The following is an 18,441-nucleotide window of genomic DNA, read 5'->3' as shown; positions in this document are numbered from 1 at the left end:
AGCAGCCCGCGCTTTATGCCCAAGTTCAGTGCTGCATCTATACAGCGACTCTGTTCCCTCATTTCTTCCCAAGAATCTGGCATAACCCAAAAGGAAATCCCATGAAAAAGACCCTGCTGTTCCCATTGATGCTCGCCCCACTGCTGCTGGGCGCCTGTAACTCTCCTGCCGAGAAGACGACCACCACGACCACCCAGACCGAGACGGCTCCGGCTGAAACCACCACGACCACGGAAACGGCCACCACCGAGGCGGCCACCACTCCAGCTACCACGGGCGGCGCCTGCATGGACCGTATCCGGGCCGACGGACTGCGCGTGATCACCAGCCCGGACTACCCGCCCTACGAGTCCACCGACGATCAGAACAACATCGTGGGCTTTGACGTGGATATGGTGAACGCCCTGGCCGAGGAAATGGGCGTGAAGGCCGAGTTCACTGGGCAGGGCTTCGACGGCCTGATTCCCTCGCTGGTTGCGGGCCGCGCCGATCTGATTGCGGCGGGCCTGTCGGTGACGCCAGAGCGCGCCGAGTCGGTGGCCTTTACCGATCCCTACGAGGAAACCATCAACGTAATCGTGGTGGCGGCGGACGACAACACTGTGACAAGCGCCGAAAACCTGAGTGGCAAGACTGTGGGTGTACAGCTGGGCACGGTGCAGGCTGACATGGCCCGCGAAATCGAAGGAGCTGATGTACGCGACTTCAACCTCTTCAGCGACGCGCTGGGCGCCCTGAAGTCCGGCCAGATCGACTCCATGATCGTGGACGCCCCAGTGGGTGAGGAGTACGTCAAGGTTCACAGCGACGTGAAGCTGGCCGGCGAGATGGACGGCGGCAGCAAGGCGCTGGCCACCCAGCTGGAATGCACCGACCTGGTGGCCGAGCTGAACGCTGCTCTGGCGACCCTGCAAGGCAACGGTGAGCTGGAAGCCATGCGCGCCAAGTGGTTCACCGAATAATTACCCAGACGCCGTAACGTGGGTGGCCTGGAGTTCTGGGCCACCTTTTCATCTTTCCTCTGCCTGCCTGGACTGGGCCTGAGAGGAATATCCGCAGGGGAGAAGTATGGATTTTCAACTGATCGCCGAGAGCATGCCGTACCTGCTGGAAGGCGCCCGGCTGACCCTCATCATCACGGCAGTGTCGCTGCTGGCCGGCATCATCATCGGGACGCTGGTGGCGTTGGCCCGGTTGTCGGGCATCGCGCCGCTGCGCTGGCTGGCCACGGCTTACATTGAACTGATTCGCGGTACGCCGCTGCTGGTACAGATTTTCCTGATCTATTTCGGCTTGCCGCAAATCACGGGGATCAACATGGAGCCGCTGCCAGCGGGTCTGTTGGCGTTTTCGCTGAATTCCGGTGCTTATGTCGCGGAAATTATGCGCTCCGGCATTCAGGGTGTGCCGCGTGGGCAGACCGAAGCGTCACTGTCGCTGGGCTTCTCGCCGCGCGATACCATGCGCTATATCGTGCTGCCCCAGGCCTTCCGCCGGGTGCTACCGCCGCTGGTCAACGAGGCGCTGAACCTGCTCAAGAACACTTCGCTGCTCTCGGCCATCGCGCTGGTGGAACTGACCCGCGCCGGGCAGATCGTGGCGGCCCGGACCTACAAACCGTTCGAGATGTACCTGGCCATCTCGATCGTGTATCTGGCTATGACGCTGGTGCTGAGCTTCGTCTCTAACCGTATAGAGCAGCGCTGGGGTGAGGGGGACAAGAGATGACGGCACAGGTGAGTAACGCACCGATTATCGACATTCAGGGCCTCGGCAAATGGTTCGGCAAGCATCACGTGCTGCGGGACGTGAAGATGCAGGTTGGGAGCGGCGAAAAAGTGGTGATCGTGGGGCCGTCGGGGTCCGGCAAGTCCACCCTGATCCGCTGCATCAACCGCCTGGAGGAGTTCCAGCAGGGTGACATCGTGGTCAACGGTCACCGTCTGTCGGAGACGCGCAACCTGCCGCTGGTGCGCCGTGAGGTGGGCATGGTGTTTCAGCAGTTCAATCTGTTCCCGCACATGAGCGTGCTGGACAACGTGACGCTGGCCCCGGTCAAACTGCGCGGCCTGAGCCCAGCGCAGGCGCAGGAACGGGCCATGTCGCTGTTGAAACGGGTGGGGATCGCTGAGCAAGCCCACAAGTTTCCGCCGCAGCTCTCAGGCGGGCAGCAGCAGCGCGTGGCGATTGCGCGGGCGCTGGCCATGCAGCCGCAGGTCATGCTGTTCGACGAACCCACCTCCGCGTTAGATCCCGAAGTGGTGGGCGAGGTGCTGGACGTGATGCGCGGCTTGGCGAACGAAGGCATGACCATGATCGTGGTCACGCACGAGATGGGCTTTGCCCGTGAAGTGGCCGACCGGGTGGTGTTTATGGACCAGGGCCAGTTGCTCGAAGACCTGCCGCCCGCCGAGTTCTTCGGGGCACCCCGGCTGGAGCGGACCCAGAACTTCCTCAGCCGGGTGCTGAATCACTAGTTGCTCCCGCTCCCGCGAGCGGAGGTGAGTATCCGTTGCTCCCGCGAGCGGAGGTGAGTATCCGTTGCTCCCGCGAGCGGAGGTGAGTATCCGTTGCTCCCGCGAGCGGAGGCGAGTATCAACCAAAAAACCGCCTTCGTGGTTGCGTGCGCAACGCAAAAGGGAGAAGGGAGCAAGCGTAGGGTTCTGCCCGTCTGGGGGTTGAAGAGTCCTCGGGTCTGAGGGCCTGCGGGCCGACTTTGGATGGGTATGGGTTGGCACAGACTCTCCAGTGGGCTCTTTCGCTTTCCGCCTTCCGCCTTCTTCCTCCGCAGGGGGTTGTCAGCGGGCCGGATCAGGCGTCAGAGTAGGAAGTAACGCGACTCCCAGTCGGCGCACGCTGCCGGGAGTCGAGCCTACTGTCTCCAGGTTTATTCATAAAGAAAGGACGTTCCCCCATGACCTCCGCTACCCTCCCCAAAACCCAGATGATCAACCTGGGCCTGGGCTATCCCGCCGATGCCTTGCTGCCCCATTCCGTCTTTGAGCAGGCGTCCCAGCACCGCTTCGCGCAGGGCGACGCCTATTTTCTGCAGTACGGCGACGAGTGGGGCGATCCGCACTTGCGTGAGCAACTGGCCGCTTTTCTGAACCGTCACTATGACCTGCAACTGAATGCCCAGGATTTGCTGATCTCGGGGGGGATCTCCGGCGGGCTGGACATGGTCTGCACCATGTTGGCGGGGCCGGGGCAGAGCGTCATCATCGAGAGCACCACCTATTTCGCGTCGCCCGACATCATGCAAAGTCACGGCCTGAACGTGATTTCCGCGCCGATGGACGATGAAGGCCTGGAGCTGACAGCCCTGGAAGCGCTGATCCGGCAGCACCGCCCCCGGCTGATTTACACCATTCCCACCCACCACAACCCCACCGGGTTGACCCAGAGCCGCGAACGCCGCGAAGCGCTGGTGGCCCTGGCTGAAAAATATGACCTGTATATCGTGGCCGACGAGGTGTATCACCTGCTGACCTACCGTGGCGAGACGCCGCCCTCGTATTCGTCGTATGTGGACAGTGGGCGGGTCATCTCGCTGGGCACCTTTTCCAAGATTCTGGCACCGGGGCTGCGGGTGGGCTGGATTCACGCCCGGCGTGACATGTTGGAATATCTGGTGACCAACCCGACCCTCCAGAGCGCGGGTGGAACCAACCCCATCGGCGCTTCGATGGTCAGCTCGGTGCTGGAACTGGGGCTGATGGACCGCTATCTGGGCGAAATCCTGGAAACCTTTGGGGCACGCGCCCGCGTCATGGTCGAGAGCCTGCGCGCTCCGGCCTTTGCCGATTGCTCGTTTCGCGAGCCGGACGGCGGATATTTCGTGTGGTTGCGCCTGCCGCCTGACATGGTGGCCGAGCAGCTGGAACCCCGCGCCCACTCTTACGGCGTGACCTTCAAGCCAGGCAATCTGTTTGCGGTGGACGGTCAAGCGCCGAACTATATCCGGCTGTGCTTTGCCTTTAACGATGAGGATCAGATTCGTGAAGGCATCGCCCGGCTGGGTGAAGCGATCGTCAGCATGCAGCAGGGCGAATTGCAAGTCAGCGAAGAGCGGCTGAATGTCGGCTCCGCGCTGGGGCTGGGGGATCGGTTCTGTGCCGTGCGCTGGTTGCGGCATCCGGCAGGTGGCCCGGCTGATCACCGTGCGCCGTTGGTCTTTCTCCATGATTCGCTGGGCAGTGCGGCGACCTGGCGTGACTTTCCGCAGACACTGGCGCAGGCGTCGGGGCGGCACGCGCTGATCTATGACCGCTTCGGCTACGGGCATTCAGACGACTTTGTGTGGGCCAGAGACACGGATTACCTGAACCGTGAGGCGGATGAGGTGCTCCCAGCCCTACTGGACGCGGCGGGAGTAGAGCGGGCCGTGCTGTTCGGTCATAGCGATGGCGCTAGCATTGCGCTGCTGGCGGCGGCCCTGCGCCCTGAGCGGGTGGCCGGAGCCGTCACTGAGAGCGGTCATATCTTCAATGAGAACCTGACCCGGCGCGGTGTCGAGGCAGCGGCGCAGGCTTATCAGACGGGCGATATCGCCGAGCGGCTGAGGCGCTATCACGGCACCCCTGAGCGGGTTCAGGCGTTGTACCGTGCCTGGACCGACACTTGGCTGTCGGAGGAGTACCGGGACTGGACCATCGAACCGCTACTGGGCCGCATCCAGGCTCCGCTGCTGGTCATGCAGGGCCGCGACGACGAATTCGGCACGCTGGCGCAGGTCTGGCGCACCGCTGAGGCCGTGCAGGGGCCAGTGCAGACGTTGGTGCTGCCCCACTGCGGTCACACGCCCCACCGTGAAGCGCGCGAAGCGGTGCTGGCCGCAGCAGTCTGTTTTCTGGATGGGCTGGACTGAAGCCAACCCTTACAGTGGGCGCTCGAAGGTCAGCCACATCGGTTCCGGACAGTAGCCCAGCCGCAGGTTGACACGCAGCATCGGCAGATTGGCGACTGCGCCGCCGGTACTGGTTTGCGTATTCCCTTCGCGCCGTAGTTCTTCCAGTGCATGGGCTTTGAGGGCCGCCGCGAGGCCCCGTCCGCGCTCGCCTCGCCGGGTGACGGTCCCGGCGCTGTCGGGAATGCCGTAGGGCGCGTGAAAGGTGGTGAAGGCCAGTGGCTCATCTCCCCGCCAGAGCACCCAGGTGCGCTGCCGCCGCAGTTCTTCGGCAAAAGCGGACAGGGGGCGGTGGGCGGTAGGTGTGACCGGCGTAGCCGGAGCGTCCGCTTGAAACTGCTGGTCCAGTGCATAAAGCTGCGCCGCGTCGCCGTCGGCAGGCCATTCGCGGATTTCGTGCCCCTCCAGATACAGCCGCTCCAACTCCGGTGCGAAGCGGGCAAAGTCAAAGCCAGTCAGGTCCAGCCTTGCGCCGTAGGTTTGCCAGACATTGGCAAAGCCTGCCGCCTGAAAGAAGCCGACCTGCTCGGCCCAGTCCTCACGGACCACGCCCAGTACCCGGGTGCAGCCGCTCAGGTCTGCCGCTGCCAGGAGGTGCAGGTACAGCGCTGAAAAGTGGGCCGCGTCGCCGCAGAGGCTCAGGCGCAGGGCATCTTCGGCACCTAAGCCAAAAGGATAAAGCCGGGCGCCGCCCACCAGGTGGCCCGCTTGCTCGACCACCCTTCGCTGACCCGTCTGGGCCAGCACCTCGGCTGGCGTGATGTGCCACAGCCCACGGCAGGCAGCGTTCTGAAGGGCTGCTACCGCTGAGGCGTCGGCGGCTTGCATAGGACGAAGGGTGGGGGTGATCATGGCTTCAAGGTGGCGTCTGGTCGGGCTGGTTGTCATGTGGCCTGCGTACGCCAAATGGCTTAGCTGGGGCGTCATGTATTTCTCTGAGATTTCTGAATAAAGTTTCAGCGTGCGCTGACCCAAACGTGACAGGGGTCATGCTAGCCTCAGCCCAAGTTGAAAGCGAACGCCCCAGCCCCTGACTTTGCCCTGCCGCCGCTGGCGTGTGGGGGAGCCAGGGAGCTTGCTTTTCAGCGCAAATTGGAATCTGACCGGGAGGGGCTGCCGCATGGTGGCCTCTTTTGCTTTGGAGGCCCGCTATGACTCTGGAACGCCAGTACAAAACCCTGCCCAAACTGCTCAAGGTCAGCGAAGTCGCTGACTTTACCTGCACCCACGAGCGCACCGTGCGCCGCTGGATTCGTGATGGTCGCCTGCGCGCCGCCGAAACCCCCGGGGGAATGCGGATTCACCGCCGGGCGCTGTGGCGCTTTCTGGGACTGGACCTGGAACTGAGCGCCTGAACGGGTAAAAAGACCTTAACCGTCTCACTGCGCCAAATGAGTGCTCCTGCTTGGACAGCTCCTTAGAATGGAGGCATGTCCATCTCCCTTACTGACCGCCTACAGAGCGAACTTCAGGGCCTGCGTGACTCCGGGCTGCTGATTCATCCCCGTGTACTGGAAAGCCCCAACCGGGCGCACAGCCGTATTGCGGGCCAGGACGTCATCAACCTGGCCTCCAACAACTATCTGGGCTTTGCCGATCATCCGGTCATCAAGGAGCGGGCGGCGGCCTACCTGCGTGACTGGGGCGCGGGGGCCGGAGCGGTGCGGACCATCGCCGGAACCATGCAGATCCACGAGGATTTCGAGGAGCAGCTGGCCCGCTTCAAGCACACGGGCAGCGCACTGGTGCTGCATTCGGGCTTCACCACCAATCAGGGCGTGCTGGGCACCGTACTCAAGGAAGGCGACGTGGTGATCAGTGACGAGCTGAACCACGCCAGCATCATTGACGGCCTGCGGCTGACCAAAGCGACCAAGAAAATCTATAAACACGCCGACATGGATGACCTGGAACGGGCGCTGAGGGAAAACGACACGGACGGCCTCAAGCTAGTTGTGACTGACGGCGTATTCAGCATGGACGGCGACATTGCTCCACTGGACCGGATCGTGGCGGTGGCTCGCCGCTACGGGGCCGTGACCTATGTGGACGATGCCCACGGTTCCGGCGTGCTGGGTGAAGCGGGGCGCGGCACGGTGCATCATTTCGGCTTCGATCAGGAGGACGACGTGATTCAGGTAGGCACGCTGTCCAAAGCGTGGGGGGTGGTGGGCGGCTACGCAGCGGGCCACGCCGACCTGCGCGAACTGCTGATCAACCGGGCGCGGCCTTACCTATTCAGTACCGCTCAGCCGCCAGCGGTGGTGGGGGCACTCTCGGCGGCGATTGATCTGGTGCAGGAGGATCCCAGCTTTATGAAGCGGCTGTGGGACAACACCCACTACTTCAAGGCCGAAATCGAGCGGTTGGGCTTTGATCACCTGGGCAGCGAAACACCGATCACTCCGGTCATTTTCGGTGAGGCGTCCGCCGCGTTTGAGGCCAGCCGGATGCTGCTGGACCGGGGGATTTTCGCCGTGGGTCTGGGCTTTCCGACGGTCCCGAAGGATCTGGCGCGTATCCGCAACATCATCACCGCCGAGCATACCCGTGAGGACCTGGATCAAGCGCTGGCTGCCTACGCCGAGGTAGGCCGTGAACTGGGCGTGATTCGCTGATCGGATGACGCTTGCCCTGCAGGCTTATTTGGATGTGCCCTAACATGGCGGGGCCATGACCGACCCCAACCCTAACCAGCCTCCCCGCAAACCTGCCGTGGGCGACGGCCAAGATAAAGGCGCGGACGTGCAACAGATGTTCGCGTCTATCGCCCCACACTACGACCTGCTGAACCGGGTGCTCAGCCTGGGCGTGGATCAGACCTGGCGGCACACGGCGGCGGGTGAGGCCCTGGCCAAAGCTCCACGCCGCGTGCTGGACATTGCCACGGGCACCGGCGACTTTGCGCTGATGCTGCGCCGCCGCGCTCCTTATGCCACCGTGACCGGCAGCGACTTTGTCCCTAAAATGCTGGCCATTGCCCGTGAAAAGGGCGATAAGGCTGGCCTGGACGTGACCTGGGAAGAGGGAGACGCCCTAGACCTTCCCTATCCGGACGCTTCTTTTGACGCTGTGACCTGCACGTTCGGCTTCCGCAACTTCAGCGATTACCGCCAGGGTCTGCGCGAGATGCACCGCGTTCTGGCTCCCGGCGGTAGGCTGGTCATCCTGGAATTCCCACCGCCTGCCGAGAACCTGTTCGGGGATGCCTACCGCCTGTACTTTCAGCAGATGCTGCCGCGTATTGGTGCCATGGTAAGCGGAGACGGCGGGGCCTACACCTACCTGCCCGAAAGCGTGCTGGCCTTTCCCAAGCCTGCCCAGCTGCTCCAGATGATGCGTGAGGCGGGTTTCAGCGCACGCTACCGCCCCCTCTCCTTCGGGATTGCCGGACTCTGGGTGGCTGAAAAGCGCTAAACGTGGACCAGCTGTTGTCCAGGTGGGCCGCATAAGCTTGACGAATACTGCATACGGCGCTATAGTTTCGAACATAACCGCTCCAAGTGAGCGGGTTTTTTATTATCTGAACCCGGAAGTTGTGGCGTGAGCCTCTGTCAGCTTCGGCGCGGCATAGGCAGTGGGTCTTCTCTAATGGAGATGCACAGCCACTCGCAAAAGACATAAAAAAACTCCTCCACAGAGGGAGGAGTCTTGCTTACGGGGCGTGAATTAGACGCTCAGCACCTGACGGCCATTGTAATAGCCGCAGCTGGGGCACACGTGGTGGCTCAGCTTCTTGGAGGAGCACTGGGGGCACTCGCTCAGGGCAGGGGCGCTCAGGGCATGGTGGCTACGGCGCATGTCGCGCTTGCTCTTGCTGGTTTTCTTCTTGGGTACAGGCTTTTTGGACATGGTTCAACTCCTTGTGGCTGATTTGGCAGGGCTAATCTGGTCCTGCGCCGGGGCAGTGGCGGCGTAAGCTGCCCTGGTGTATGCCGGGGCCGCGGGCGGGCGCCCGTGCCTTTCTCGCTCTCCTCCAAGTGGCCTCAGAGGCGCAAGAGAACAGCAGGCAGTGTATCACATGGTATGGGGCCTGGAGCAAGTCTCGTGGCCAGCCGTATGTAAGGTGTAGATTCACAGATCGCGTCAGAAGTGTTCTGTGTCTCAGACGCTTTTGGGACTGCCGCTCCTTGGCATGCAGTCATCTGCCCCGGCGTGTGCTCTGGGCGGATTGCTAAGCTGCCGTAGCGCTATAGCCTCCTGTGGGCTTTAGACTGTACGGCAGTGTCTTGCCGGAAATGGCCTTTTGGCTGCCGTTGGTGTCAGCTGTGAAGGTTGCCGGTCGGGAACACAGACGCGGACAACCCCGTAATGAGACATTGGGCGCGGTAGCGGTCCCCCAGATCAGGCTGGCCAAAGAGCCAGTGTCACCATGCCAGATCACGAGATCAATCACGCAGAGGGCCACCCGACCGAGCATCAGCCAGGGTCAGGCCAATCCAATCCAGTGAAGGAATTTGAAGATGACCAAAAAATTACTCCTTGCGATGGGCGGCGCGTTGCTGCTCACAGGCTGTGGAAGCACCGGACCCATTCCTCCATTCGGGCATACCTTGACTCAGGACTGGATTCAGGCCGACTTTGACGGCCAGCAGGGCAGCGAGAGCATTTCCCGCACCAATCTGGCCGATATCGTCTTCAACAACAAGGGCGAAATTATCGGTTGGTACGTCAAGAACTATGCCGGGTCACCCTACATCAAGGAAAACCGGGACGGCACGTTCGACTTCACGGCCCTGCAAAACGAGCGCGGAATCACCAACCTGGTAAACGGCCCCGCCCTGGCGATTCAGGCTGAGGGTCTGGACGCTGACGCCCCGGTGCAGGCGCAGGAGCCGCAGCTGACCAACAACGAAGAAACCAACGAGCAGGTGGCGGTCTTCCGTTACGAGCAGGGCGGCGTGCCAATCACCAAGACCGTGACTATCCATACCCGCAACTACCTGATCAATGTGCAGACCGAGGTGGGCGGCGATGTCGGTGAGTATCAAATGGTGCTGCCGGGTCTGGCCAACGAGGGCAACCCACGTGTGCGTGCCTTGCCGACTGTAGGCGAGTCCGCCACCGTGCAGGGAGCCGGAGTCACCAGCGTGGAGAACATTCGCTACGCTGCCATGCAGCACGTGCCACCCAATCAGATGTCACCAGCTCTTTTGTTGCGTCCGGCAGGCGACACCCAGATTGACGTGAACATGACCGGCGGCAGCAATGCCCAACTGGCCCTGGGCCTGAGCGGCAACAGCTCGGTGGATGTGTACGGTGGCCGCAACGAGCTGATTCACCTGACCCAGACGGGCTTTGCCCAGATGCCTGGCGTGTTCGACCCCAACTGGTTCGGACATATCAGCTTAGGGCTGGTCAGCATCATGGAATTCCTGCACCGCCTGGTGGGTGACTGGGGCATCGTGATCCTCTTGATTGCCGTGCTGGTGCGCTTGGTGATGTGGCCACTGATGCAGTCACAGGCCCGCACCGCCGCCAAGATGCAGATCCTGCAGCCCAAAATGAAGGAGATTCAGGACCGCTACAAAGACCAGAAGGACCGCGAAAGCCAGATGCAGATGCAGATGGAAATGGCCGCGCTCTACAAGGAAAACAACTTCAATCCGGCAGGCTGCTTTTCCATGTTCCTGCCTATGCCGGTCTTGATCGCACTGTGGTCCACCATTCGCAACTTCGAGTTCGATTCGGGCTTCTTGTGGATGCCGGACCTGGCGATTCCCGACCCACTGTGGATCCTGCCGGTGCTGTACCTCGTCACCAACATGGCGCAGTTGTGGATGAGCACCCGCAAGACCCCGGAAATGTTCCGCCAGCAGGCCATTATTTACCTGTTCTTCGTGTACTTTGCGCTGATTTTCCCTGCCGGGGTCAGCATCTATCTGATTATTTCCACGGCGATCGGGGTATTGCAGCAGTTCATCGTGAACAAACAGGTGGAGGCTGAAGCCGCCCACGCCGCCCAGACGGTCCAGAAAACGGTCCCCTCCGGCAGCACCAAGCGCAAAAGCACCAAGGTGATCGACGCGCCCAAAGATTGACAGAGGCAGCAAGTAAAAGATAGAAGGCGATGGGAAGAACTCCTGGCCGCCTTCTGTCGTTCACCGGTTTGCTGCAGCTCACTTACACTTACCACCAGCCGCGCCGTTTGAAGACCCAGGCCAGGGTCAGGCCCACCAGCAAGAAACTGGCCCAGGCCAGGGCGTAGCCGCTGATCCAGTGCAGTTCGGGCATATGGTCAAAGTTCATGCCCCAGACGCCCGCAAGGAAGGTAAGTGGCAGAAACACGGTGCTCACCGCTGCCAGGGTCCGCATCACTTCATTCATGCGCTGACTCTGCACGCTGGAATGAATGGTCAGGAGGTTGCTGAGGTTGTCACGGCCTGTGTCCATGCGTTTGGAGAGGCGGTTCATGCTGTCGCGCACATCGCGAAAACGCAGCAAGTCGCTGTCGGACACACTGGCGTGCCGTGCCATCAGGTTCAGGGCGTCCTGGGTGTCCAAGGCCAGCCGCCGAGCATGGTTCAGCCGCTGCTTGAGGTCAAATACTATCTGCACCAGATTGGCCGTCTCACGCCGCGTTGAGGTGTCGAACATCTGCTGTTCCAGGGCGTCAATCTGGTGTTCGAGTGCTCGCATAAAGACCGAGTAGCTCTCGGCGCCCAGATCTAGCAGTTCGAAGGTGACTTCGGCAGGAGTATCGACCGACTCGCGCCCGACGATTTCGCGTACGCGGTCCAAGTACGGCAGCGGCTCGGTCGCCAGGGTAAGCAGGCTGCCCGGATACAGAAAGATACTGATCCGCTCGGAGTCCTCACTCAGTTTGCCTGGATCTGCCAGGGTACGGAAGGTCATAAAGTCACCCTCCGGATATTTCTGGTAGTGGCTGGGGTGTCCTGACTCTAGGGCGTCTTCCAGCGCCAGCTCATTCATGGGATAGATCCGGTCCAGCAGGACGAGCTCGTCCCGGCTGGGGGCCGTGGCATGGAGCCAGAGACCTTCAGGACTTTGTCCTTTGGCCCAGCTGACCGGCTGCCCGGAAAAGTCGGTGGCCTCAATCACGTCAGCAGTGTAGAACGCCGCCCGAGTACAGGCGTCTGTGTGGGCACCGCTGCCAGCAACCAGCCAAAAAAAACCCGCTCACTCGGAGCGACTATCAGTGGCGGGCCGCCCCGCCTCTGCGGACGCCAATAAAAAACCCGCTCACTCGGAGCGGTTATGTTCAAAACTATAGCGCGGTATGCAGTATTCGTCAAGGGTATGCGCCGCTATGCTGAAAGCCATGATCTATACGTTGCAGACGACCTACGGCACAGTGCAGCCACTGGATTGGCTGTGCCTGGCCCCACACCCGGACGACGCCGAAATTGGCGCAGGCGGCACCCTGATTCGCGTCGGGGACGCTGGGCAGGCGGTAGGCGTGCTGGAGTTGTCGCGGGGGGAAATGGGCACCCTGGGTACACCTGAGGTGCGAATGGAGGAATGCGTGGCAGCAGCCGTGCACCTGGGCCTGAAGTGGCGCGGCACGCTGGGCCTGCCGGATGGCGACCTACGTGACGAGCCAGCACAGGCCAGAGCGCTGGCGGCTGCCCTGCGCCAGCTCAGGCCCCGCGTACTGGTGGTGCCGCACCCATCAGACCGTCATCCGGATCATTACGGTGCATACGCGCTGGCACGGCGGGCGCTGCACTTGGCGGGACTGCACCAGGCTCAGGTGGCCGGTGAGCCGCACCGGCCGGCACGGGTGCTGCTGTTTCAGGGCAACGCCGATATTCGGCCCCATGTGTTGGTAGATGTCGCGGCCAGCTTGCCGCGCTGGGAAGCCGCCATCCGAGCGCACAGGTCGCAATTCGGTGGCGAGGTGGTCAGCGAGACGGTCACGCCTGAGGTGGTAGACCGCCGCCGTGCCCGTCTGATGTACTGGGGCACTCTGGCACGGGTGCGCTATGCCGAAGCTTTCGGGGTAGAGGGAGAACTGCTGCTGGACCCGGAAGGGCTGTAAAACGCATAAGATCAGAAAGAAGGCTCAGGAATGATTTCCCTGAGCCTTCTGCTCGCTTCTTGCTGATGGGGTAACACTCAAAGACTTATTTTTCGACCAGATAAGCCCGCTGGATGCTGTCCGGCTCGCCGGGCATCCCAGGCTGGATGCGCTTGAGCCTGTCCAGCACGTCCAGTCCCTCGACCACGCGGCCAAAGACGGTGTGGCGGCCGTCCAGATGTGGGGTGGCCGTAAAGGTGATGAAGAACTGGCTGCCGTTGGTGCCAGGGCCGGCGTTGGCCATGCTCAGTACGCCGGGGCCGTCGTGGCGATGATCCGAGCCGAACTCGTCCTCAAAGCGGTAGCCGGGGCCACCCATGCCAGTGCCGGTGGGGTCGCCGGTCTGCGCCATAAACTGGTCAATGACGCGGTGGAACTTGATGCCGTCGTAAAAGTGGTTGCGTAGCAGGTACGCGAAGCTGTTGACGGTCATGGGTGCGTCGTCTTGGAACAGATCCAGCACGATGCGGCCCTGGCTGGTTTCAAACACGGCCATGTAGTCCTTGCCGGGTTCGGTGCCCTGGCCCAGTTCAGGAGCAGCCGAGAACTGGGTCTGGCGCTCGCTGCTCAGTTCGGGGGAAAGCTGATAGCCGTCAGGAATAAATTGATCCATGCTTCCATTGTGCCGGACGGGATGGGGGTATGTCGCAGGCTGATCCCCTAATCTAAATGGATGGACAAGCTGCCCGCTCCTCTCTTAGATCAGGTCGTTCAGTGGCGTAGATATCTGCACCAGCACCCCGAATTGAGCTTTCAGGAACACCAGACGGCGGCTTATCTCCGCGCCCAGTTGGAAGCCATGCCGGGGTTGGAAGTCAGCCAACTCACGCCTACCAGCGTTCTGGCCGTGCTGCGCGGCGCGGCGGGGCCAGGACGCACGGTCCTGCTGCGGGCCGACATAGACGCGCTGCCGATCACCGAGGACAATACCTTCGAATACCGCTCGCAGACAGACGGGATCATGCACGCCTGCGGCCACGACGGTCACGCGGCGATGCTGCTGGCGGCAGCGCACATGCTGAGTGAGGAGCGCAGCCGCCTCAGCGGCGAAATACGTTTCATCTTCCAGCACGCTGAGGAACAGCCACCCGGTGGAGCCGAGGAACTGGTCTTCCAGACCCCACTGATGGACGGGGTAGACCTGGCGCTGGGTCTGCACCTGCTGAGCATGTATCCGGCAGGCACGGTGCTGGTGCGAGCAGGCGAATTTATGGCGTCGCCGGATTCATTTCAGCTGACCATTCGCGGTAAGGGTGGTCACGGCGGCATGCCGGAGCTGACGGTTGACCCGATTGCCGTGGCGGCGCAGGTGGTCACCAACTTGCAGCACGTGGTCAGCCGCAACGTCTCGCCTTTTGATCCACTGGTGGTGTCGGTCACGCAGTTCCACGCCGGGACTGCCGACAACGTCATCCCCGAAACGGCGCGGCTGGCGGCCACCGTGCGGGTCTTCAGCCCTGAACTGCGTGAGCAGGCTCCGCAGCTGCTGGAACGCATCATTGCCGGAATCTGCGCCGCACACGGGGCCGAGTACGACTTTGAATACCTGTACGCCTACCGCCCGGTGGTGAACACGGACTGGGTGGCCGACGAGCTGACAGCCCTGGCCCGTGAGGTGGTGGGGCCAGAGCGGGTGCAGACGCCTGAGCGCTGGGCAGCAGGCGAGGATTTCAGCGCCTATTTGCAGAAGGCTCCAGGGTGTTATTTCGCGATCGGGAGCGGGTCACCGGAAACGGACAGCGAGTGGCCGCATCACCACCCCCGCTTTACGCTGGACGAGTCGGCCCTGGAAACCGGCGTGCTGATGCTGACGGCAGCGGCGCGGCACTTCACGCAGCCTGCGGCAGATGACCCTGAATAACGGTCACTGCTACCGTGAGCGCGTAGGCACTCAGGGCGCGGGCCTGAGCGTGCTGGACTACTACACCCGCTTTTATGCCCATTCGGATCAGGCCACCTGGGCAGCCCGGCTGGCGGGTGGTGAGGTGACGCTGAACGGTCAAGCGGCACATGGCGCTGAGCAGTTGCAGGCCGGAGACGCCCTGGCTTGGCAGCGCCCGCCCTGGCAGGAGGAGGCCGTGCCGCTGCACTACGACGTGCTGTTTCAGGATGCGGCGCTGCTGGCCGTTCATAAGCCACCTGGGCTACCCACACTGCCAGCCGGAGGGTTTCTGGACCATACGCTGCTGACCCTGCTACGCCGTGACCATCCCACAGCCACGCCGCTGCACCGTTTGGGGCGTGGCACATCGGGGGTGGTGCTGTGTGGCCTCACGCGCCCTGTGACCGCGCAGCTGTCAGCCGACTGGCGCAGCGGACGCATTCACAAGCGTTACCGGGCGCTGAGCGCTGGCGTGGCCCCGCAGGACCGCTACGATCTCCGCACGCCGGTTGGCCCTGTGGCGCATCCCAAACTGGGTCAGGTGTACGCCGCTGCTCCAGACGGCAAACCTTCGCGCAGCCGCGCACGGGTACTGGAACGCCGCGCAGAGAGCACGCTCTTTGAGGTGGATATTGATACTGGGCGGCCCCACCAGATCCGGATTCATCTGGCGGCGGCAGGATTTCCGCTGCTGGACGATCCTCTCTATCTGCCAGGCGGCGCAGCCCGTCCAGAGGCCGTCCCTTCTGACCTGGGCTACCTGCTGCACGCCGAACGGCTCTCGCTCACCCATCCTCTGACTGGGGAGGACTGGTCGGTGTCGGCCCCGGTTCCGGCGGCACTGGATGTGGGACAATAAAAAAGCCCCTCCTGTGCAGAGGGGAAGCGCCGCTCACTTCCGCTAGTTTGTCCGGCTGAGGCGGGCCAGCAGTTCTTCGCGGCGCAGGTGCATTTCGAAGGCGGAATCCTCAATAAAATCGCCCGCGCCCCAGTCCTCACGGCGCTCGACTTCCACCACGTTCACGGCGATATCACCGCGTTCGGCTGCTTGTGGGTCGCTGGCCGGGCGGATGTCCAGCAGCAGGCGGCCCGCTCCAGCAGAGCGCAGCTCTTCCCAGAGGGTGCTGAGGTCGCCGGGCTGCATCCGTGCAAACTCTGTGCCGGGTTCATCGCGCACTTGCAGCACGGTGTGCAGCCGCTCCAGGGCCAGAGCAGCCAGCAGCTGGGCCTCGGTGTGACCGTGGCCGTAGCCTTCCAGTTGCTGGGCGATAGACTCGGCCAGTACCTGTTGCAAACGCTCCATCACCCGCCCCTCTCCCGCCATAGCTCCGTATTCCATAGGTGTAATTATGTCATTTACAGAACAAGACAACCTAACCTGGCACCCATTTCCCTTTCCGCTCGAAAGTGACGCGGGGCAATGCGAGTGGCGGGGTGGTCTGGTGGGCTGCGGTCCGCAGACGGCGGCGGTACTGCTGCGCTTCTGGTCGGCCCGGCTGGGGCTGGACGTCCCAGAGCGGGACGCCCTGGCTGTCGCTCTGGCGCCGCAACTGGGAGCCTGGCGCGTACCACTGTCCGGCGGGGCGCGGGCGGTGCAGCCCTGGACCTGGCTGCTGGGGCTGAACCAGGCGCTGATGGCTGAGGAGATGCCGCTGCGGGCGCGGGGCTACTGGGGCTACCGCCTGGGCCATGGCCTGGAGCGGCGACTGGACCACAACTGGACGCAGGCTTGGCCCACCGTAGGTTTCGAGTTCAGCCTGCGCACCCAGCATTACGGTGTACTGGACAGCTATGCAGCGACATCCACCGGGTTGCAGGGCCACTTGGTCGCGCCGCTTTCAGACAGCAAAACTACGTTACAGCTGGAGCCGCGACTGGGAGTGGGTGGGGCATTCTGGCTAGAACCCATCTGACCACTCACTGGACTGTTCATCATCTAAGGACGGATGATGGCAGGAATTGAGCAACGAAGGTTACAATATTTCTCGCGCATGTTCTTTTTTTCACAAGCACAATTTATTCCCCTTGCTGACCATGTCCCAGCCTGATCTGGTGGTGGTTGGGGCTGGCGTGGCTGGTCTGTACGCGGCGCTGGAAGGCCGACGCCTCGGACTACAGGTCACGCTGATCTGTGCTGGCGAGTTGCCAGGGGGCAGCACCCGCTGGGCGCAGGGTGGAGTGGCCGCCCCGCTGGCTGGCTGGGATGAGGACGCCCACGCCGCCGATACCCTCGCAGCTGGACGCGGCCTGTGTGACGCAGCCGCCGTAGAGACGTTCGTGGGGGAAGCTCACAGCCATATCCAGCGCTTGCATGATCTGGGCGTGCCCTTTGCGCCAGACCGGGTGCGCGAGGGCGGGCACAGTCGCAGCCGCATCTGGCACGCCTATGGGGACGCGACGGGCCGTGCCGTCAGCGAGACTCTGGCGGCGCGGGTCCGCGAGGCCGGAGTGACGGTGCTGGAACACACCCAGGTAGACCAGTTGCTGCTGGATGGGGGTCGGGTGGTGGGTGTAGGTGTCGGTGAGACTCGGCTGCTGACCCATGCCGTGCTGCTGGCCACCGGCGGTTATGGGCGGCTCTATCCGGTTGGAACAGCCCCAGCAGGCACCACTGGGCAGGGACTGGTCTTGGCTGCCCTGGCTGGCGCGGTGCTGCGCGACCTGGAATTCGTGCAGTTTCACCCGACCGCGGTGCTGCATGACGGCGCGGCGCTGCTGGTCTCTGAGGCGGTCCGTGGGGCGGGTGGGGTGCTGCGAAATGGCCTGGGCGAACGCTTCATGCCCGCGCTGGACCCCCAGGCCGAGCTGGCTCCCCGTGACGTGGTGGCCCGCGCTATTGCGGCCCAGCGGCGAGCCACCGGCCAGGTCACGCTGGACATCTCTCACCTGGGCGCCGCAGAGGTGCGGCGGCGCTTTCCCAACATCACGGCGCGGCTGGCACAGGTGGGCCTGGAGTTCAGCGCGGGCCCCGTGGAAGTGCAACCCGCCGCTCACTACAGCGTGGGCGGTGTCCGAACCGATCTGTGGGGCCGCAGTAGTGTTCCGGGTCTGCTGGTCGCGGGTGAAGCCGCCTCGGTGGGTCTGCACGGAGCCAACCGCCTGGCCAGCAACAGCCTGTCCGAAGGGCTGGTCTTCGGGGCGCGGGCCGCGCAGGCGGCAGCGGAGTTGGCCCCGGCCCGTGCCAGTGGCAAGCCAGAAGCGACGCCAGCCTTATCGCTGCCTGCAGGAGTGTCGTGGGCCGCCGTGCAGCCAGTTTTTGCGGCGGCGGCTGGGCTGGAACGTTGCGGCCCGGAGTTGCAGGCGGCGCTGGACATCTGGCCGGAGGTTTACTTGCATACGTCAGACAAAGCAACCACGCCTGATGCCGCCAACGTGCTGCTGGCTGCTGCCGTGTTGCAAGCGGCTCTGGCACGCCAGGAAACCCGTGGCACCCATGCCCGCTCAGACTTTGAGCAGGCAGCCCCACAAGCCTGTCATGCCGATCTGAGGCTGTGCCCGGCACCACCTGGCGGGCCAGCGGTCTGGGAGCAGCGGACGGTTCCTGTATCTTCGACCGACCTTGATCTGCAACCACAGCCAAACTCTTTTTTTGCCCTTAACAAGTGATTTCTT

Annotated in this window: 18 protein-coding genes; 13 read left to right on the top strand and 5 right to left on the bottom strand. The window is 62.9% G+C overall.

Features of this window, described 5'->3' with window-relative positions; translation table 11 throughout:
* Positions 1 to 101: 101 nt before the first annotated feature.
* The 4 genes from LMT64_RS09755 to LMT64_RS09740 all read left to right on the top strand — a co-directional run bounded on the left by LMT64_RS09755 (position 102) and on the right by LMT64_RS09740 (position 4,867).
* A complete protein-coding gene (locus LMT64_RS09755; protein WP_126352089.1) occupies positions 102 to 962 on the top strand; it encodes a basic amino acid ABC transporter substrate-binding protein in 861 nt (286 codons plus the stop codon).
* A 106-nt stretch (positions 963 to 1,068) separates the two neighbouring features.
* Positions 1,069 to 1,728: an amino acid ABC transporter permease gene (locus LMT64_RS09750; RefSeq protein ID WP_126352090.1), complete on the top strand. Its 660-nt coding sequence runs from the start codon at positions 1,069 to 1,071 to the stop codon at positions 1,726 to 1,728.
* On the top strand, positions 1,725 to 2,477 hold the full coding sequence (locus LMT64_RS09745; protein WP_126352091.1) for an amino acid ABC transporter ATP-binding protein: 753 nt from the start codon (positions 1,725 to 1,727) through the stop codon (positions 2,475 to 2,477). Before LMT64_RS09750 ends, LMT64_RS09745 begins: the two co-directional genes overlap by 4 nt.
* A 437-nt stretch (positions 2,478 to 2,914) precedes the next feature.
* A complete protein-coding gene (locus LMT64_RS09740) occupies positions 2,915 to 4,867 on the top strand; it encodes an aminotransferase class I/II-fold pyridoxal phosphate-dependent enzyme (protein ID WP_229253197.1) in 1,953 nt (650 codons plus the stop codon).
* Positions 4,868 to 4,876: 9 nt separating this feature from the next.
* Here the strand turns inward: LMT64_RS09740 and LMT64_RS09735 are convergent, their stop codons facing one another.
* On the bottom strand, positions 4,877 to 5,758 hold the full coding sequence (locus LMT64_RS09735) for a GNAT family N-acetyltransferase (protein WP_229253196.1): 882 nt from the start codon (positions 5,756 to 5,758) through the stop codon (positions 4,877 to 4,879).
* Positions 5,759 to 6,057: 299 nt separating this feature from the next.
* Here LMT64_RS09735 and LMT64_RS09730 point away from each other — a divergent pair, with 299 nt between their 5' ends.
* The 3 genes from LMT64_RS09730 to ubiE all read left to right on the top strand — a co-directional run bounded on the left by LMT64_RS09730 (position 6,058) and on the right by ubiE (position 8,323).
* A complete protein-coding gene (locus LMT64_RS09730; RefSeq protein ID WP_126352093.1) occupies positions 6,058 to 6,261 on the top strand; it encodes a helix-turn-helix domain-containing protein in 204 nt (67 codons plus the stop codon).
* A gap of 75 nt (positions 6,262 to 6,336) precedes the next feature.
* A complete protein-coding gene (locus LMT64_RS09725) occupies positions 6,337 to 7,524 on the top strand; it encodes a glycine C-acetyltransferase (RefSeq protein WP_126352094.1) in 1,188 nt (395 codons plus the stop codon).
* A 55-nt stretch (positions 7,525 to 7,579) separates the two neighbouring features.
* A complete protein-coding gene (ubiE, locus tag LMT64_RS09720; RefSeq protein ID WP_126352095.1) occupies positions 7,580 to 8,323 on the top strand; it encodes a bifunctional demethylmenaquinone methyltransferase/2-methoxy-6-polyprenyl-1,4-benzoquinol methylase UbiE in 744 nt (247 codons plus the stop codon).
* A gap of 252 nt (positions 8,324 to 8,575) precedes the next feature.
* Here ubiE and rpmF read toward each other — a convergent pair whose 3' ends face one another.
* On the bottom strand, positions 8,576 to 8,758 hold the full coding sequence (gene rpmF, locus LMT64_RS09715) for a 50S ribosomal protein L32 (RefSeq protein ID WP_126352096.1): 183 nt from the start codon (positions 8,756 to 8,758) through the stop codon (positions 8,576 to 8,578).
* Between the two features lie 611 nt (positions 8,759 to 9,369).
* Here rpmF and yidC point away from each other — a divergent pair.
* Positions 9,370 to 10,947, top strand: coding sequence for a YidC/Oxa1 family membrane protein insertase (gene yidC, locus LMT64_RS09710; RefSeq protein WP_126352097.1), 1,578 nt, complete (start codon positions 9,370 to 9,372; stop codon positions 10,945 to 10,947).
* A gap of 88 nt (positions 10,948 to 11,035) precedes the next feature.
* Here yidC and LMT64_RS09705 read toward each other — a convergent pair whose 3' ends face one another.
* A complete protein-coding gene (locus LMT64_RS09705) occupies positions 11,036 to 11,968 on the bottom strand; it encodes a magnesium transporter CorA family protein (RefSeq protein ID WP_126352098.1) in 933 nt (310 codons plus the stop codon).
* 220 nt (positions 11,969 to 12,188) lie between these two features.
* Between LMT64_RS09705 and bshB1 the strand changes: the two genes are divergently transcribed.
* Complete coding sequence (gene bshB1, locus LMT64_RS09700; RefSeq protein WP_126352099.1) at positions 12,189 to 12,908, top strand: bacillithiol biosynthesis deacetylase BshB1; 720 nt, start codon at positions 12,189 to 12,191, stop codon at positions 12,906 to 12,908.
* An 85-nt stretch (positions 12,909 to 12,993) separates the two neighbouring features.
* Here bshB1 and LMT64_RS09695 read toward each other — a convergent pair whose 3' ends face one another.
* Positions 12,994 to 13,560 (bottom strand): peptidylprolyl isomerase, encoded by a 567-nt coding sequence (locus LMT64_RS09695; protein WP_126352100.1) that lies wholly within the window; start codon positions 13,558 to 13,560, stop codon positions 12,994 to 12,996.
* A gap of 60 nt (positions 13,561 to 13,620) precedes the next feature.
* On the opposite strand from LMT64_RS09695, the gene LMT64_RS09690 reads away from it, so the two are divergent.
* Both LMT64_RS09690 and LMT64_RS09685 read left to right on the top strand, forming a co-directional pair.
* Positions 13,621 to 14,808, top strand: coding sequence for an amidohydrolase (locus LMT64_RS09690; RefSeq protein ID WP_126352101.1), 1,188 nt, complete (start codon positions 13,621 to 13,623; stop codon positions 14,806 to 14,808).
* On the top strand, positions 14,795 to 15,688 hold the full coding sequence (locus LMT64_RS09685; protein ID WP_126352102.1) for an RluA family pseudouridine synthase: 894 nt from the start codon (positions 14,795 to 14,797) through the stop codon (positions 15,686 to 15,688). The genes LMT64_RS09690 and LMT64_RS09685 overlap by 14 nt, the downstream gene beginning before the upstream one ends.
* A gap of 42 nt (positions 15,689 to 15,730) precedes the next feature.
* On the opposite strand, the gene LMT64_RS09680 is transcribed toward LMT64_RS09685, so the two are convergent.
* A complete protein-coding gene (locus LMT64_RS09680; protein ID WP_126352103.1) occupies positions 15,731 to 16,168 on the bottom strand; it encodes a hypothetical protein in 438 nt (145 codons plus the stop codon).
* A gap of 10 nt (positions 16,169 to 16,178) precedes the next feature.
* On the opposite strand from LMT64_RS09680, the gene LMT64_RS09675 reads away from it, so the two are divergent.
* Positions 16,179 to 16,742: a hypothetical protein gene (locus LMT64_RS09675; RefSeq protein ID WP_126352104.1), complete on the top strand. Its 564-nt coding sequence runs from the start codon at positions 16,179 to 16,181 to the stop codon at positions 16,740 to 16,742.
* Between the two features lie 121 nt (positions 16,743 to 16,863).
* Complete coding sequence (locus LMT64_RS09670) at positions 16,864 to 18,435, top strand: L-aspartate oxidase (RefSeq protein WP_126352105.1); 1,572 nt, start codon at positions 16,864 to 16,866, stop codon at positions 18,433 to 18,435.
* Positions 18,436 to 18,441: the final 6 nt, after the last annotated feature.

Source organism: Deinococcus radiophilus, assembly GCF_020889625.1.
Classification (GTDB): Bacteria; Deinococcota; Deinococci; order Deinococcales; family Deinococcaceae; genus Deinococcus; species Deinococcus radiophilus.
Note: the sequence above shows the minus strand (reverse complement) of the source record. Positions and strands in the feature narration are given on the sequence as shown.

Excerpts from the sequence above, each read along its gene's own strand:
- LMT64_RS09755 (WP_126352089.1), top strand. The coding sequence starts at position 102 with ATGAAAAAGACCCTGCTGTTCCCATTGATGCTCGCCCCACTGCTGCTG.
- LMT64_RS09750 (WP_126352090.1), top strand. The coding sequence starts at position 1,069 with ATGGATTTTCAACTGATCGCCGAGAGCATGCCGTACCTGCTGGAAGGC.
- LMT64_RS09745 (WP_126352091.1), top strand. The coding sequence starts at position 1,725 with ATGACGGCACAGGTGAGTAACGCACCGATTATCGACATTCAGGGCCTC.
- LMT64_RS09740 (WP_229253197.1), top strand. The coding sequence starts at position 2,915 with ATGACCTCCGCTACCCTCCCCAAAACCCAGATGATCAACCTGGGCCTG.
- LMT64_RS09735 (WP_229253196.1), bottom strand. The coding sequence starts at position 5,758 with ATGATCACCCCCACCCTTCGTCCTATGCAAGCCGCCGACGCCTCAGCG.
- LMT64_RS09730 (WP_126352093.1), top strand. The coding sequence starts at position 6,058 with ATGACTCTGGAACGCCAGTACAAAACCCTGCCCAAACTGCTCAAGGTC.
- LMT64_RS09725 (WP_126352094.1), top strand. The coding sequence starts at position 6,337 with ATGTCCATCTCCCTTACTGACCGCCTACAGAGCGAACTTCAGGGCCTG.
- ubiE (WP_126352095.1), top strand. The coding sequence starts at position 7,580 with ATGACCGACCCCAACCCTAACCAGCCTCCCCGCAAACCTGCCGTGGGC.
- rpmF (WP_126352096.1), bottom strand. The coding sequence starts at position 8,758 with ATGTCCAAAAAGCCTGTACCCAAGAAGAAAACCAGCAAGAGCAAGCGC.
- yidC (WP_126352097.1), top strand. The coding sequence starts at position 9,370 with ATGACCAAAAAATTACTCCTTGCGATGGGCGGCGCGTTGCTGCTCACA.
- bshB1 (WP_126352099.1), top strand. The coding sequence starts at position 12,189 with ATGATCTATACGTTGCAGACGACCTACGGCACAGTGCAGCCACTGGAT.
- LMT64_RS09695 (WP_126352100.1), bottom strand. The coding sequence starts at position 13,560 with ATGGATCAATTTATTCCTGACGGCTATCAGCTTTCCCCCGAACTGAGC.
- LMT64_RS09690 (WP_126352101.1), top strand. The coding sequence starts at position 13,621 with ATGGACAAGCTGCCCGCTCCTCTCTTAGATCAGGTCGTTCAGTGGCGT.
- LMT64_RS09685 (WP_126352102.1), top strand. The coding sequence starts at position 14,795 with ATGACCCTGAATAACGGTCACTGCTACCGTGAGCGCGTAGGCACTCAG.
- LMT64_RS09680 (WP_126352103.1), bottom strand. The coding sequence starts at position 16,168 with ATGGAATACGGAGCTATGGCGGGAGAGGGGCGGGTGATGGAGCGTTTG.
- LMT64_RS09675 (WP_126352104.1), top strand. The coding sequence starts at position 16,179 with ATGTCATTTACAGAACAAGACAACCTAACCTGGCACCCATTTCCCTTT.
- LMT64_RS09670 (WP_126352105.1), top strand. The coding sequence starts at position 16,864 with ATGTCCCAGCCTGATCTGGTGGTGGTTGGGGCTGGCGTGGCTGGTCTG.